This is a genomic window from Kitasatospora sp. GP82 (genome assembly GCF_029892105.1).
In the GTDB taxonomy this organism is placed as follows: domain Bacteria; phylum Actinomycetota; class Actinomycetes; order Streptomycetales; family Streptomycetaceae; genus Kitasatospora.
On the sequence record NZ_JARZAJ010000040.1, the window covers coordinates 1 to 14,002 of the forward strand.

General features: G+C 71.1%; 13 protein-coding genes and 1 pseudogene. 12 read left to right on the forward strand and 2 right to left on the reverse strand.

Going from position 1 to position 14,002, the window contains the following annotated elements; all coding sequences use genetic code 11:
* From P3T39_RS29420 to P3T39_RS29465, 10 genes and pseudogenes are all read left to right on the forward strand, one after another.
* Positions 1 to 99, forward strand: a pseudogene (locus P3T39_RS29420) (ABC transporter ATP-binding protein); the annotation flags it as partial.
* Complete coding sequence (locus P3T39_RS29425; RefSeq protein WP_280702245.1) at positions 86 to 1,045, forward strand: ABC transporter permease; 960 nt, start codon at positions 86 to 88, stop codon at positions 1,043 to 1,045. The pseudogene P3T39_RS29420 and the gene P3T39_RS29425, both read left to right, overlap by 14 nt.
* 66 nt (positions 1,046 to 1,111) lie before the next feature.
* Positions 1,112 to 2,035: an LLM class F420-dependent oxidoreductase gene (locus P3T39_RS29430; protein WP_280702246.1), complete on the forward strand. Its 924-nt coding sequence runs from the start codon at positions 1,112 to 1,114 to the stop codon at positions 2,033 to 2,035.
* Positions 2,036 to 2,453: 418 nt separating this feature from the next.
* Positions 2,454 to 2,810: a hypothetical protein gene (locus P3T39_RS29435; RefSeq protein WP_280702247.1), complete on the forward strand. Its 357-nt coding sequence runs from the start codon at positions 2,454 to 2,456 to the stop codon at positions 2,808 to 2,810.
* A gap of 132 nt (positions 2,811 to 2,942) precedes the next feature.
* Entirely contained in the window at positions 2,943 to 3,722 is a 780-nt protein-coding gene (locus P3T39_RS29440; RefSeq protein ID WP_280702248.1) for a VOC family protein, read from the forward strand.
* 95 nt (positions 3,723 to 3,817) lie between these two features.
* Positions 3,818 to 4,627 (forward strand): HAD-IA family hydrolase, encoded by an 810-nt coding sequence (locus tag P3T39_RS29445; RefSeq protein WP_280702249.1) that lies wholly within the window; start codon positions 3,818 to 3,820, stop codon positions 4,625 to 4,627.
* Complete coding sequence (locus P3T39_RS29450; RefSeq protein WP_280702250.1) at positions 4,624 to 7,020, forward strand: glycosyl hydrolase family 65 protein; 2,397 nt, start codon at positions 4,624 to 4,626, stop codon at positions 7,018 to 7,020. Before P3T39_RS29445 ends, P3T39_RS29450 begins: the two co-directional genes overlap by 4 nt.
* Positions 7,021 to 7,328: 308 nt before the next feature.
* A complete protein-coding gene (locus P3T39_RS29455; RefSeq protein ID WP_280702294.1) occupies positions 7,329 to 8,564 on the forward strand; it encodes a S53 family peptidase in 1,236 nt (411 codons plus the stop codon).
* Between the two features lie 140 nt (positions 8,565 to 8,704).
* Positions 8,705 to 10,438, forward strand: coding sequence for a pyruvate dehydrogenase (locus P3T39_RS29460; protein WP_280702251.1), 1,734 nt, complete (start codon positions 8,705 to 8,707; stop codon positions 10,436 to 10,438).
* 196 nt (positions 10,439 to 10,634) lie between these two features.
* Entirely contained in the window at positions 10,635 to 11,228 is a 594-nt protein-coding gene (locus P3T39_RS29465) for a hypothetical protein (protein WP_280702252.1), read from the forward strand.
* A 74-nt stretch (positions 11,229 to 11,302) separates the two neighbouring features.
* On the opposite strand, the gene P3T39_RS29470 is transcribed toward P3T39_RS29465, so the two are convergent.
* Positions 11,303 to 11,530 (reverse strand): DUF397 domain-containing protein, encoded by a 228-nt coding sequence (locus P3T39_RS29470; RefSeq protein ID WP_280702253.1) that lies wholly within the window; start codon positions 11,528 to 11,530, stop codon positions 11,303 to 11,305.
* A gap of 237 nt (positions 11,531 to 11,767) precedes the next feature.
* On the opposite strand from P3T39_RS29470, the gene P3T39_RS29475 reads away from it, so the two are divergent.
* Positions 11,768 to 12,352: an XRE family transcriptional regulator gene (locus P3T39_RS29475; protein ID WP_280702254.1), complete on the forward strand. Its 585-nt coding sequence runs from the start codon at positions 11,768 to 11,770 to the stop codon at positions 12,350 to 12,352.
* A gap of 55 nt (positions 12,353 to 12,407) precedes the next feature.
* Positions 12,408 to 12,545 (forward strand): DUF6126 family protein, encoded by a 138-nt coding sequence (locus tag P3T39_RS29480; RefSeq protein ID WP_280702255.1) that lies wholly within the window; start codon positions 12,408 to 12,410, stop codon positions 12,543 to 12,545.
* A 23-nt stretch (positions 12,546 to 12,568) separates the two neighbouring features.
* Here the strand turns inward: P3T39_RS29480 and P3T39_RS29485 are convergent, their stop codons facing one another.
* Positions 12,569 to 13,990, reverse strand: a complete 1,422-nt coding sequence (locus tag P3T39_RS29485; protein WP_280702256.1) for a PLP-dependent aminotransferase family protein — start codon at positions 13,988 to 13,990, stop codon at positions 12,569 to 12,571.
* Positions 13,991 to 14,002 lie beyond the last annotated feature (12 nt).

The window sequence follows — 14,002 nt, forward strand, 5'->3', positions numbered from 1 at the left end:
CCCCAGCCGCGCCGCATCGAATCCTCCGGCGTCGCCGACCTGTCCATCGAGATCACCGAAGAACTGCGTGGGGAGATCCGCCGCCATGGCAAGCATTGACATCGTGCCCGGCGTGCAGCGGCGTATCGGGGCGGTCGCCTCCCGGCCTCGCTCCGGGTCCCGTCCCCAGCCCCGCTCCGGGCTGCGTGCCACGGAGCTGCACGGCGTCGAGGCCGGTCTGGACGCCCTCGACGCCGTCCGGCCCCTGCGGACCCCGGTGGCCCGGGTGCTCCGGGAGACGGTGCTGCCGCCGCTGCTCGGTCTGCTGCTGGTGCTCGTCCTCTGGCAGGGCGCGTACAGCCTGCAGCTGACCTCGGAGTACCGGCTCCCCGGCCCGGCCATGGTCTGGCACTCGCTGACCGACCTCTGGTACGAGGGGACGCTGTTCTCGATCATCTGGACCAGCGTCTGGCGGGGTCTGTCCGGCTTCGCCGCCGCCGTGGTGATCGGTACACCGATCGGACTGCTGGTCGCCCGGGTGCGGTTCGTACGTGCCGCGGTCGGCCCGGTGCTCTCCGGCCTCCAGTCGCTGCCCTCGGTGGCCTGGGTGCCCGCCGCCGTCATCTGGCTCGGCATCAACAGCTCGGCGATGTACGCCGTGATCCTGCTCGGCGCCGTTCCCTCCGTCGCCAACGGCCTGATCGGCGGCATCGACCAGATCCCGCCGCTCTTCCTGCGCGCAGGCCGGGCCATGGGCGCCACCGGACTCGCCGGTGCCCGCCACGTCCTGCTGCCGGCCGCCCTCCCCGGCTACCTGGCCGGTCTCAGGCAGGGCTGGGCCTTCTCCTGGCGCTCCCTGATGGCCGCCGAACTCATCGCCTCCTCCCCCGACCTGGGCCTCGGCCTCGGCCGCTACCTGGAGAACCAGCGGGAGTTCAACGACATGTCCGGCGTCCTGCTCGGCATCATCCTGATCCTCTTCGTCGGCGTCGCCATCGACCTGCTCGTCTTCACCCCGCTGGAGCGGTGGCTGCTCCGCAACCGGGATGTGCGGGCGGCCCGTTAGGGCTTCCGGGCGGATGGTGCGAGCCGCTGCGGACTGCCGGGTGGAATTCGGGGCATGGTGGTACGCATGGACTTTCGAATCTTCACCGAGCCGCAGCAGGGCGCTTCGTACGAGACGTTGCTGCGCGTGGCCCGTGCGGCCGAACAGCTCGACTACGACGGCTTCTTCCGCTCTGACCACTATCTGCGGATGGGGGACGGCGACGGGCTGCCCGGTCCGACGGATGCCTGGATCACCTTGGCGGGCCTGGCGCGGGAGACCGAGCGGATCCGGCTCGGGACGCTGATGACGGCCGCGACCTTCCGGCTGCCCGGGGTGCTGGCGATCCAGGTCGCGCAGGTGGACGCGATGAGTGGCGGCCGGGTCGAACTCGGCCTGGGCGCAGGGTGGTTCAAGGAGGAGCACGACGCGTACGGCATCCCCTTCCCCGACCGGCGGTTCGGCCTGCTGGAGGAGCAGCTCGCCATCGTCACCGGATTGTGGGAGACCAAGCTGGGCGAGACCTTCAGCTTCGAGGGCGCGCACTACCGGCTGAAGGACTCCCCGGCGCTGCCCAAGCCCGTCCAGGAGCGGATCCCGGTGCTGATCGGCGGCCTGGGTGCCAAGCGGACGCCGGCTCTCGCGGCGCGCTACGCAGCCGAGTTCAATCTGCCCTTCGTCTCGGTCGAGCAGACCCGGGAGCAGTTCGCCCGGGTGCGGGCGGCGGCCGAGGAGCGCGGACGGCCGGCGGACGATCTGGTGTACTCCAATGCCCTGGTCGCCTGCGTGGGCCGGGACGATGCCGAGGTGGCCCGCCGGGCGGCGGCGATCGGGCGGGACGTGGCGGAGCTGAAGGCCAACGGTCTGGCCGGTACTCCGGCGGAGGTGGCGGACCGGATCGGCCACTACCGGGAGGCCGGGACGCAGCGGATCTACTTCCAGATCCTCGACCTGGACGACCTGGAGCACCTGGAGCTGATCGCGGCCCAGGTACGTCCGCAGGTCGGCTGAGCCGGCCCGGCTCCGGCGGTGGGCCGGCAACCGGGGGCGCCCAACGGGTGTGACCGGTGCACCTGGCCCGGACGGGGGTCGAACCGGCGGGGTTGCTTTCAGGGGCGCGGCGCCCTGCGAAACCTTCGCAGGGCGTGAGCAGTGCCCCTAAAAGCACTCACGAGGCTTCCGAGTCGACCCAGCTCTGGACCAGGCTCCGGACGGCGGGGAGGACCGGGCCCGGCCGGGACATCGCTCGGACGAACCCGGCCTCCCTGATCTCCAGGTAGCGCTTCAGCGCCGCCAGGTCGCCAAGCTGAACATATCCAGCCGGGTCCGACCCACCCGCCAGGTGATGGGGCACGACACCGTCGGCTGACCCGGCGTCAGCCGGTGCTACGTTGGATCAATGGTCGAACTGGCTGTCGGAAGTACCCGCGTGGACAATCGGACGCAGGTCCAGGACGGACTCTCGCCCGTCGGGCAGGCGGCGAGGGGCCGGGTGGTGGTCGAGGTCAGGCCGTTCCCGGCGAATGTGTGGTTCCATCGGGCGTTCACCAGGCCGGTGGTCGAGATCGACGGCGTCGAGTTCGGCGCGGTGTGGGGCGAGAACGAGGTGGCGGTCGGTGCCGGGTCGCACGAGATCGCGGTGTTCTTCCGGTACCGGGGTCAGCGCAAGGCCCGGCTGGGCCTGGGGCACGGCGTGTTCCGGGTGGACACCTCGGCGGCCGTGACCCGGGTGCGGGCGGCACTCGGGCCGACCAACGGGAGCCGCTTCCGGATCAGCGTCGGCTGAGACCGCCCGTACGAGCCCACCGAGTACGCCGAGTACGCCGAGTACGCCGCCGAGCGGTGCGAGCTGCCCAGGTGGCGAGAACGGGTACCTGCGGTCATGGTGGGCGACGGGGGTCACCACCAGGGAGGCGAGATGCCTGAAGTTACCGAAGCGTACGCGCCCGGCACACCGTGCTGGGTCGATCTGATGGCCAAGGACCAGCAGGCCGCGCTGGATTTCTACCGTGACCTGTTCGGCTGGCAGGGCCAGATCGGCCCGCCCGAGTTCGGCGGTTACACGGTGTGCACCCTGAACGGGAAGCCGGTCGCAGGGGTCATGACTGCCATGGCGCCCGAGGGGCAGCCGACGCCGCCGACCGTCTGGACCACCTACATCTCGACCAGTGACGCCGACGCCGCCCAGCAGGCCATCACCGCCAACGGCGGCACCGTGATGTACCCGGTCATGGACGTCGGCACCGTCGGCCGGATGCTGGTGGCGGCGGACCCGACCGGTGCGGTGTTCGGCGTCTGGCAGCCGGTGGACTTCTTCGGCGCGCACGTGGTCAACGAGCCCGGCGCGCTCACCTGGAACGAGCTGCACACCGGCGACGTCGACGCCGCCACCGCCTTCTACGGGAGCGCGCTCGGCATCGACGCCGGGCCGATGGAGGGCGCCGAGGACTACTACGCGCTCAAGGTCGGCGGGAAGCCCGTCGGCGGGATGACCAGGCTCAGCAACGACCCGCCCGGTACCCCCGCGCACTGGCTGACCTACTTCTCCGTGGACGACGCGGACAGCGTGGTGGACGCGCTGGTCAAGCGCGGCGGCACGGTACTGGTGCCGCCGTTCGACATGGTCGCCGGGCGGATGGCGGTGCTCGCCGACCCGCAGGGCGCCGTCTTCGCGGTCATCAAGGCCAAGCCGATGTAGGACTCCTCCGCAGCAGAGACCGGAGCCGCCCTGCGACGCGCCAGACGCGCCGCAAATGGGCGGCTTCGAGCTGTGGAAGGGCCACACTGGCAAGCATGTTGGGGCTTCCGGACCACATCCACGCCTTCCTCTTCGACCTCGACGGTGTGCTCACCCAGACCGCCAAGGTGCATGCCGCCGCCTGGAAGGACATGTTCGACACCTTCCTGAGAGCCGAGGCCGACCGCAGTGGTGAGGAGTTCGTCCCGTTCGACGCGGTCGCGGACTACGACGACTACGTGGACGGCCGCCCGAGGCTGGACGGCACCCGGGGGTTCCTCGCCTCCCGGGGCATCGACCTGCCCGAGGGAACCCCGGACGACCCGCCGGGCACCCGTACCGTCCAGGGCCTGAGCACGGCCAAGAACGTCACCGTGCTGCGCATGATCCAGGAACAGGGCGTCCAGCCGTACCAGGGTTCGGTGGCGTACCTGCACCGGCTGCAGGTGCTCGGACTGCCGCGTGCCGTGGTCTCCTCCAGCGCCAACTGCCGGGACGTGCTGCGGGCGGCGGGCATCGACGGGCTGTTCGACGTGGTGGTGGACGGCCTGGTCGCCCAGCGCGACCACCTGCCGGGCAAGCCCGCGCCCGACACCTACCTGGCCGCCGCCAAGGCCCTGAACACCCCTCCCGAGCACGCTGCCGTCTTCGAGGACGCCCTCGCCGGGGTCGCCTCCGGCCGGGCCGGTGGTTTCGGGATGGTGGTCGGTGTGGACCGCGTCGGACAGGCCGAGGCCCTGCGCGAGCACGGCGCCGACGTGGTCGTCACCGACCTCGCCGAGCTGATCGAGCCGGCCGGCGGCCAGGGTTCGGACAGTGCCGAGGACCCCGAGGGCGGCGGCAGCGGTGGGGGGAACCAGGCATGAGTCCGGCGAACGTCTTCACCATCGACCCCTGGGGCGTCGCTGAACACGGCCTCGACCTGCCCGGACTCGCCCGCGCCGAATCGGTGTTCGCGCTCTCCAACGGCCATATCGGCCTGCGCGCCAACCTGGACGAGGGCGAGCCGCACGGTCTGCCCGGCACCTACCTCAACGGTGTCTTCGAGCTGCGTCCGCTGCCGTACGCCGAGGGCGGCTACGGCTTCCCGGAGTCCGGGCAGAGCGTCATCAACGTCACCAACGGAAAGATCATCCGACTGCTGGTCGACGACGAGCCCTTCGATCTGCGCTACGGCGAACTCCGCAGCCACCAGCGCAGTCTGGACTTCCGTGAGGGAGTGCTGCGCCGGGAGGCGGAGTGGACCTCGCCAGCCGGCCGGACCATCAGGGTCGCCTCCAACCGGCTGGTCTCGCTCACCCAGCGCGCCGTCGCCGCGATCGAATACCGGGTGACGGCGGTGGACGGCCCGGTGCGGATCGTGCTCCAGTCCGAGCTGGTCGCCAACGAGCAACTCCCGGACAGCACCGGCGATCCACGTGCCGCAGCCGCCCTGGAGGCCCCGCTGCTCGCCGAGGCCGCGCACGCCAGCGGGATGAAGGCCGTGCTGGTGCACCGGACCAGGTTCAGCAGTCTGCGGGTGGCCGCCGGGATGGACCACCTGGTCGAGGGGCCCGAGCGTTTCGACACCACCGCCGAGAGCACCGAGGACCAGGGCCGGATCAGCGTCACCACCGTGCTGAAGCCCGGCGAGGAGCTGCGTCTGGTCAAGTTCATCGCCTACGGCTGGTCGGCGACCCGTTCGCTGCCCGCCGTCCGGGACCAGGTGGAGGCGGCGCTGACCGCCGCCCGGTTCACCGGCTGGGAGGGCCTGCTCGCCGAACAGCAGGAGTTCCTCAAGCAGTTCTGGGACACCAGCGACGTCCAGCTGGACGGCGATGTGGAGTTGCAGCAGGCCGTCCGCTTCGCACTCTTCCACATCCTCCAGGCCGGTGCCCGGAGCGAGGAACGGGCCATCCCTGCCAAGGGGTTGACCGGCCCCGGCTACGACGGGCACAGCTTCTGGGACACCGAGACCTTTGTGCTGCCGGTGCTCACCTACTGCCTGCCAGCCGCCGTCAAGCAGGTGCTCACCTGGCGGCACAGCACGCTGCCGATGGCCCGCGACCGGGCCGCCCAACTCGGCCTGGCCGGAGCGGTGTTCCCCTGGCGGACGATCCACGGCGAGGAGTGCTCGGGCTACTGGCCCGCCGGTACGGCGGCCTTCCACATCGGTGCGGACATCGCCGTCGCCGTCGCCCGCTACGTCCGGGCGACGGGGGACGCCGAGTTCGAACGCACCTATGGCCTTGAGGTGTTGGTGGAGACGGCCAGGATGTGGCGCTCGCTCGGCCACCACGACTCGGTCGGCCGCTTCCGCATCGAGGGCGTCACCGGGCCCGACGAGTACAGCGCCATCGCGGACAACAACGTCTTCACCAACCTGATGGCGCAGACCAACCTGCGCGAGGCCGCCGAGGCCGTAGCCCGGCACCAGCACGAGGCCGCCGCCATGGGCGTGGACACCGAGGAGACGGCGGCCTGGCGGGACGCGGCAGCCGCGATGTACATCCCGTACGACGAGAATCTCGGCGTGCACCCGCAGGCCGACGACTTCACCCAGCACCAGTTCTGGGACTTCGACAACACCCCGCCGGAGAAGTACCCGCTGCTGCTGCACTATCCGTACTTCGACCTGTACCGCAAGCAGGTGGTCAAGCAGGCCGATCTGGTGCTCGCCATGCAGGTGCGCGGAGACGCCTTCACCCCCGAGCAGAAGGAGCGCAACTTCGCCTACTACGAGCGGCTCACGGTCCGTGACTCCTCGCTCTCCGCCTGCACCCAGGCGGTCATCGCGGCCGAGGTCGGCCAGCTGGACCTGGCGTACGACTACACCGCCGAGGCCGCCCTGATGGACCTGCACGACCTCGGCGGCAACACCCGCGACGGCCTGCACATGGCCTCGCTGGCGGGAGCCTGCATCGCCCTGGTTGCGGGCTTCGGTGGTCTGCGTGACCACGGGGAGGAACTCTTCTTCAGCCCCCGACTGCCCCCCGGGCTGCGGCGGTTGGCCTTCGCCATGGTGGTGAGGGACCGGCTGCTGCATGTGGAGATCACCCATCACCGGACCACCTACACGCTGCGCCGGGGTGAGGCGATGACCCTGCTGCACGACGGGGAGAAGCTGAAACTGGGCCGGGGCAGGCCGGTCAGCCGGCCGACCGTGGTGCCCGAGGCGCCCACCGAGCGGTGCGTCCAGCCTCCGGGACGCGAACCTGCCCGGAGGCAGGCGCAGGCGGGCCTGCCGATCGGCGTGGTGGAGCACCTGCCCGCCGAGTGATTCGGCCAACTCCTTTCCGCCGGAGGGGGGCTGGTCGTGTTTCCGCAATGTACCGGAGCTGTGAACTCGCCCCGGGTTTCCCCCTGCCCCGGTAAAGGGCTGGTCGAATCTTTGAACGACCCGTTGTTTGACCTGACCATGGCTCACTAGCGTCTGCGCCGGATCCCGGTGGTGAGTGGCGGCCTGATCGACCGTCATTTCCGCCCGTCCGGTCGCCGGCGCGCCCACCTGCGCCCATGCGACTGCCCCCCACGCACAGCCCCCGGTTTACCCCCGCCACAGGAGGCAGTTCGGTGCATACCCCCACCATGCCCGCGTCCACCCGCCGGTTCGTCCTGGCACTCGCAGGCACCGCGGCGCTCGCAGTATCGGCCATCTCCACCGCCGTTCCGGCCGGTGCCGCCCCCGCCACCGTCCACAGCAAGGGTGGCACTTCGTGGGTGCGGGCCTGTGACACCCTCGCCAAGGGCGACACCATGGCCTGTAACGCGCTGCGCGTCACCAGCACCGTCCAGTCCGTCCACACGCTCGGCGTCACCCCCGATGCGACGCCCTCCGGCTACGGCCCGAGCGACCTGCTCAGCGCCTACAACCTGCCGGCGGGCGGCGGCGCGGGCCAGACCATCGCCATCGTGGACGCGTACAACGACCCCAACGCCGAGTCGGACCTGGCCGTCTACCGTGCCCAGTACGGTCTCCCGGCCTGCACCACGGCCAACGGCTGCTTCAAGAAGGTGAACCAGACCGGCGGCACCAAGTACCCGGCCAGCAACTCCGGTTGGGCGGGTGAGATATCGCTCGACCTCGACATGGTCTCCGCGATAGCCCCCAACGCGAAGATCATCCTGGTCGAGGCCAACACGGCGAGCATGACCAACCTCGGCACCTCGGTGAACACCGCGGTCAAGCTCGGGGCCAAGTTCGTCTCCAACAGCTACGGCGGCTCGGAGTCCTCCTCCGACACCTCGTACGACACCTCGTACTTCAACCACCCCGGCATCGCCATCACGGTCAGCGCGGGCGACTCGGCGTACGGCGCCCAGTACCCGGCCTCCTCCAGGTACGTCACCTCCGTCGGCGGTACCGCGCTCAACCGCAGCTCCAACGCCCGTGGCTGGAGCGAGTCGGTCTGGTCCACCAGCAGCACCGAGGGCACCGGCTCCGGCTGCTCGGCGTACGATGCCAAGCCCAGCTGGCAGAAGGACACCGGCTGCGCAAAGCGCACCGTCTCGGACGTCTCCGCCGTCGCCGACCCGGCCACCGGCGTCGCCGTCTACCAGACCTACGGCGGCAGCGGCTGGGCGGTCTACGGCGGTACCAGCGCCTCCTCGCCGATCATCGCGGGCGTCTACGCGCTGGCGGGCACCCCGTCCTCGGGCAGCTACCCGTCGTCCTTCCCGTACGCGCACACCTCCTCGCTCAACGACGTGACCACCGGCTCGAACGGCAGCTGCTCGCCGTCCTACCTCTGCACCGCGGGCACCGGCTACGACGGCCCGACCGGCCTCGGCACCCCCAACGGCACCACCGCCTTCGCGGGCTGATCCGCTCCGCCGCGAGGGCCCGCCGCTGCGGCGGGCCCTCGTCGGCTCGCTCACCCTTCCGGCGCACCCCTGATGCCCGGGGCCGCTGCCGCCCTCAGGCTGGTGGCGTCCTGTGACCGGACGGTGAGACGAGGTGCCCGATGGGCAGCGTGGCCGAACAGATGGTGGAAGTGCTCCGGCAGGCCGGGGTGGAGCGGGTCTACGGCGTGGTCGGGGACAGCCTCAACCCCGTGGTGGACGCCATCCGTCGCGCACCGGACCTCGCCTGGATCCACGTCCGCAACGAGGAGGCCGGCGCCTTCGCCGCAGCCGCGGAAGCCGAACTCACCGGGCAGCTGGCGGTCTGTGCCGGATCCTGCGGCCCCGGCAACACCCACCTGATCCAGGGCCTCTACGACGCCCAGCGCAGCGGCGTTCCCGTGCTGGCGCTGGCCTCGCACATCCCGTCCGGCCAGATCGGCACCGGCTTCTTCCAGGAGACCCACCCCGAGCGGGTGTTCACCGACTGCAGCAGCTTCTGTGAGATGGTCGGCACGCCCGCCCAGCTCCCGCGCCTGCTGCGGGTCGCGGTGCAGCACGCGCTCGGCGCGCGCGGCGTCTCGGTCCTGGTCTTCCCCGGCGACGTCGCCGCTCTCCCCGCCGCCGGGCCGACCGGCAGCAGCCACTTCCTCACCGAACAGGCCGTCGCCGCCCCGCCCTGGTCCCAGGTGCAGGCCCTGGCCGAGGCGCTCAACTCGGCCTCCCGGATCACCCTGTTCTGCGGCGCCGGTGTACGCGACGCCCACACCGAGGTGATGGAACTCGCCGGAAGGCTCAACTCCCCGATCGGCCACTCGCTGCGCGGCAAGGAGTGGATCCAGTACGACAACCCCTATGACGTCGGGATGAGCGGCCTGTTGGGCTACGGAGCCTGCCACGAGGCCCTGCACGAGGCCGAGTTGGTCCTGCTGCTGGGCACCGACTTCCCGTACGACTCCTTTCTGCCGCAGGCCCGCACCATCCAGGTCGACCACGACGCGACCAGACTCGGGCGGCGCACGCCACTCGAACTCGCCGTTCACGGCGACGTATCGGCGACCCTGCGGGCCGTACTGCCACTGCTGGAGCAGAAGCAGGACCGCCGCTTCCTCGACGACCTGCTGCAAAAGCACTGCAAGGCGCTGGAGGGCGTGGTCGGCGCCTACACCAGGAAGATCGACACCCTGGTGCCGATCCACCCCGAGTTCGTGGCGGCCGTACTGGACGAACTCGCCGCCGAGGAGGCGGTGTTCACGGTCGACACCGGGATGTGCAACGTCTGGGCGGCCCGCTACCTGACACCGAACGGCAGTCGCCGGGTGATCGGCTCCTTCCTGCACGGCTCCATGGCCAACGCGCTGCCGCACGCGATCGGTGCCCAACTCGCCTTCCCCGGGCGGCAGGTGATCTCGATGTCCGGCGACGGCGGGATCGGCATGCTGCTCGGGGAACTCCTCACCGTGGCCAAACACCGCCTGCCCGTGAAGACGGTGGTCTTCAACAACGGCGCGCTCGGCATGATCAAGCTGGAGATGCTGGTCTCCGGCTACCCCGAATGGGAGATCGACAACGGCGACGTCGACTACGCGGCCATCGCCCGCGCGATGGGCATCCAGGCCAAGCGCGTCACCGACCCGGCCCAGGTGAGGCAGGCCCTCACGGAGGCCCTGGAGCGCCCGGGCCCCGCCCTGGTGGACGTCGTCACCGACCCCAACGCACTCTCCATCCCGCCCCGCATCACCGCCGCCCAGCTCAAGGGCTTCGCACTGGCGGCGAGCAGAACGGTCCTCTCGGGCGGCGTCGGCAAGATGATCGACCTGGCCCGCAGCAACCTGCGCAACATCCCCAGGCCGTAGGCCGGTTGAGACGCCGAGGCCAGGCAGGCCCGCTGCTCCGTCGGTGCCGCACGGTCCGCCGTCGTCGGTAGTCACACGGTGGCCGCGAATGCACGACACCGGAAACATGCGGGCTCACCAGCCTCAACCGCCGGTGTGCCCGACCCTACGATGTCCATGATGTCCGTAAATGTCGCTACGCCGGATATGGATCCCCATGGATGACGACGCCCATTCCGCAGACGCAGTCCCCGCGGCCCCGTGCGGACCCGGCGCCGCCCGAGTGGTACCGCCGACTGCCGTGGTCGCAGGCGGCGGAGCGCTGGCGGTCTGGGAGCCCGCTTTCACACTCGGTGCCTACAACGTCGTTTTCTACTACCAGGTGCTCACCCTCTGGGCGGTGTCGACAGGCGTGCTGCTCAGCAGCCTGCTGCTACGTGACCGCGGGCCAGGGCGCGGATGGGTGTACCGGGCATGCCTGGCGCTGCCCAGCGTGTGGATCGGCGTCGCGGCCATCGTGCCCCACAAGGGGAAGCTGCCGGGCGGCCTGCTCTTCCTGGGAGGGGGCATCCTCAGCATCGTCGGCACGCCGCTGTTGACCTGGCTGCTCCTGCAGATCCTGCTGTTCGGGGATTCGACGCTCTCCGTGCGCCAGCAGAGGAGGGTCGTCGGCGCCATCGCGGTCGTCGGTGTGCTCGCCTTTGCGCTCGGCAAGCTGAACCATGTCTTTCTGACCTGCGGGGACTTCGACATCAGCGGCAACAGCGCCCCCAGGGGATGCAGGCCGGGGCACGCCTCCCCGTTCGGCTGACGGTGTGTCCTTCCGTTCGCCGCAGACAGGGCGACCGGCCAGTCGGCCGTCCAGCGGTTGGGGTGGGTGTGTAGTCAGACGGTGCCGAAGTCGCCCTGTGCGGCGGCGGCGAAGCTGGCCCAGGCGTCGCTGGTGAAGTGGAGCTGGGGCCCGTCAGGGTTCTTGGAGTCGCGGACGGGCACGATGCCGTGGGTGGAGGCGAACTCGGGGGCGAACTCGATGCACGCCCCACCATCGCCGTTGCTGTGCCTGCTCTTCTGCCAGCGGGGGGGGGAATCCGTCGGTGCCGAATGCTGCGGCAAGGGCGTTCGCGTAGTCCTCGCCTGGAGTCCGCCTGGCTGTCTCGACGAGTCCGCTCGCTGGACGACCGGCACAGGTCGCTGCCGCCCGACCGTTCCACGGTGGTCGAGGCGGCGGCCTGGGCGGACGGCCTGCCTGTTCGGCGGCTGGAGGGGCACCGGATGGTGAGAGGGGTTGCCCGGGTTTGCCTGTGGGGCAAAATTCTTGCCTGGGAGGCATGGCCGGTGTGCACTGGACGCATGAGTGAGGACCAGGAGGTCGAGGGCCTCGGCGCCCGGTTGAGGGAGCACCGGCTGGGCAGTCGGTACACCCTCGAAGCGGCGTCGGCCCGGGTGGGCCTCTCCCCAGCGTATCTGTCGCGTCTGGAGACGGGGCAGCGGCAGCCCTCGCTTCCGGTGCTGCTCGGGTTGGCCCGGGCGTACGGGACGACGGTCGCCGGACTGCTGGGCGAGTTGCCCGGTGAGCCGGATCCGGTGATCCGGGGCGGTGCGATCGAACCCGGTCGGGCCGGTGGCTGGGGCTACCGGCGGGCGGGCGCGCCCGGGCGTGCGATGCAGGCCCTGCGCGTCCACGTGCCGCCGGGCCTGCAGGATTCCGTGGTCCGGGTGCACCCGGGCGAGGAGTGGCTGTACGTCACCAAGGGCCGGATGCGACTGACCCTCGGTGACCGGGTCCATCTGCTGGACGAGGGTGACTCCGCGCACTTCGACTCGCTCACCCCGCACCGCATCGCCGCCGACTCGCCCGACGGCGTCGAGCTCCTCTTCATGCACACCCTGCTCCAGAGCCCGGCCGGCGAACTCTGCCTGGGCATGGCGCACTGAGCGGTCGGCGGCAAGAGCTCTGCCGGCTGAGACCCAATCCGACGGGAGGCCCGGGATGACCAAGCGCACGATCGACGCCGGACGGGTAGCGGACCGGCGTGTCTGGATACGCATGATCGTCTACACGGCGGCGACCCATGTGTTCGCCGGTTTCATTCTGCTGCTCTTCGAGCTCGGCTCGCGAAACAAGTAGGCGTAGCAGTCCGGTTGTTGCGATCACAACCGGAGCAGTGTGCACAGCGCCTCCAGTGCGGGGGCGAAGGCGTGCTCGGGTGGGGTCCCGTAGCCGATCACCAGGGCGGGCGCCTGGTCCGGTGCGGGCCCGGCGGCGGGGGTGCGGCACTCCGACAAGGTTTGTAGCGAGAGGCCCAACCAGGCGGCCTGGCTGCGCAGTTCGTGCTCGCTGAGCGAGTCGGGCGGCAGTCGGACGACCGCGTGCAGCCCGGCGGCGATCCCGGTGACCCGTACCCGCGGGGCGCGTTCGGCGAGGGTGGCGACCAGCTGGTCGCGCCGGCGCCGGTAGTGCAGTCGGGAGCGGCGGATGTGCCGGTCGAAGCCGCCCGAGGTGATCAGTTCGGCGAGGGTGAGCTGTTCGAAGGCGCCGGACTGGCCGTCGGCCAACTCCTTCTGCCGGACGACCGGTTCGACCAGGTCGCCGGGCAGGACGAGCCAGCCGAGCCGCAGTCCGGGGGCGAGACTCTTACTGGCGGTGCCCGCGTAGACCACCCGTTCCGGATCGAGGGCCTGCATGGCGCCGACGGGCTGCCGGTCGTACCGGAACTCGCCGTCGTAGTCGTCCTCGATGACGATCCCGCCGCTCTCGCGGGCCCAGGCGACGGCGGCCGCCCGGCGCGCGGCCCGCAGCGGTACGCCGGTCGGGAACTGGTGCGCCGGGGTGAGCACCGCCGCGCCCACGTCCGAGCCGGCCAGCAGATCGGTGCGTGCCCCGCCCTCGTCCAGCGGCAGCGGCACGGTCGCCAGGCCGGCCGCCGTGATCACCTGCTGCTGGGGCGGCAGCCCGTACTCCTCGACCGCCAGTGCCCGGACGCCGCGCTCGCGCAGTGCACCGCAGAGCAGCCCGAGGCCCTGGGTGTAGCCCGAGCAGATCAGAATCCGCTCCGGATCGGTGCGGACGCCGCGCACCCGGGCCAGGTACTCGGCGAGGGCGCGGCGCAGTTCGATCCTGCCGCGCGGGTCGGAGTAGCTGAGCGCCTCGTGGGGTGCCACGGCCAGGGCCCGGCGGGCAGCCGCCAGCCAGGCGGAGCGCGGGAACCGCGAGACGTCCGGGCGGCCCGCCAGCAGCTCGTACCGGACGGCGGGCCGCCGGGGCCGGATGGCCGGCGCGGCAGTGGCGGACGGCGTTCCGCGCTCGGCCACCACCGTGCCGGAACCCTGCCGGGAGGCCAGCCAGCCTTCGGCGCTGAGCTGGGCGTACGCCTCCGCGACGGTGTTCCGGGCGATGCCGAGGTCGCCGGAGAGCACGCGGGAGGAGGGCAGCCGGGTGCCGGGCGACAGGCGGCCGTCGCGGACGGCGGTGCGCAGCGCGTCCTCCAGCGCCTCGCGCAGGCCGAGGCCGCGAGCGCGTCCGGCCGTCAGGTCCAGGTGCAGGTCGCCACCGAAAGTGGCCCAGGATTCCATGTGCCAAATGAA

Bases quoted from the DNA above. Each gene is read 5' to 3' on its own strand.
- P3T39_RS29475 (WP_280702254.1), top strand. From the start codon at position 11,768: ATGAGTGAGGACCAGGAGGTCGAGGGCCTCGGCGCCCGGTTGAGGGAG.
- P3T39_RS29450 (WP_280702250.1), top strand. From the start codon at position 4,624: ATGAGTCCGGCGAACGTCTTCACCATCGACCCCTGGGGCGTCGCTGAA.
- P3T39_RS29425 (WP_280702245.1), top strand. From the start codon at position 86: ATGGCAAGCATTGACATCGTGCCCGGCGTGCAGCGGCGTATCGGGGCG.
- P3T39_RS29460 (WP_280702251.1), top strand. From the start codon at position 8,705: ATGGGCAGCGTGGCCGAACAGATGGTGGAAGTGCTCCGGCAGGCCGGG.
- P3T39_RS29440 (WP_280702248.1), top strand. From the start codon at position 2,943: ATGCCTGAAGTTACCGAAGCGTACGCGCCCGGCACACCGTGCTGGGTC.
- P3T39_RS29465 (WP_280702252.1), top strand. From the start codon at position 10,635: ATGGATGACGACGCCCATTCCGCAGACGCAGTCCCCGCGGCCCCGTGC.
- P3T39_RS29455 (WP_280702294.1), top strand. From the start codon at position 7,329: ATGCCCGCGTCCACCCGCCGGTTCGTCCTGGCACTCGCAGGCACCGCG.
- P3T39_RS29485 (WP_280702256.1), bottom strand. From the start codon at position 13,990: ATGGAATCCTGGGCCACTTTCGGTGGCGACCTGCACCTGGACCTGACG.
- P3T39_RS29430 (WP_280702246.1), top strand. From the start codon at position 1,112: ATGGACTTTCGAATCTTCACCGAGCCGCAGCAGGGCGCTTCGTACGAG.
- P3T39_RS29445 (WP_280702249.1), top strand. From the start codon at position 3,818: ATGTTGGGGCTTCCGGACCACATCCACGCCTTCCTCTTCGACCTCGAC.
- P3T39_RS29480 (WP_280702255.1), top strand. From the start codon at position 12,408: ATGACCAAGCGCACGATCGACGCCGGACGGGTAGCGGACCGGCGTGTC.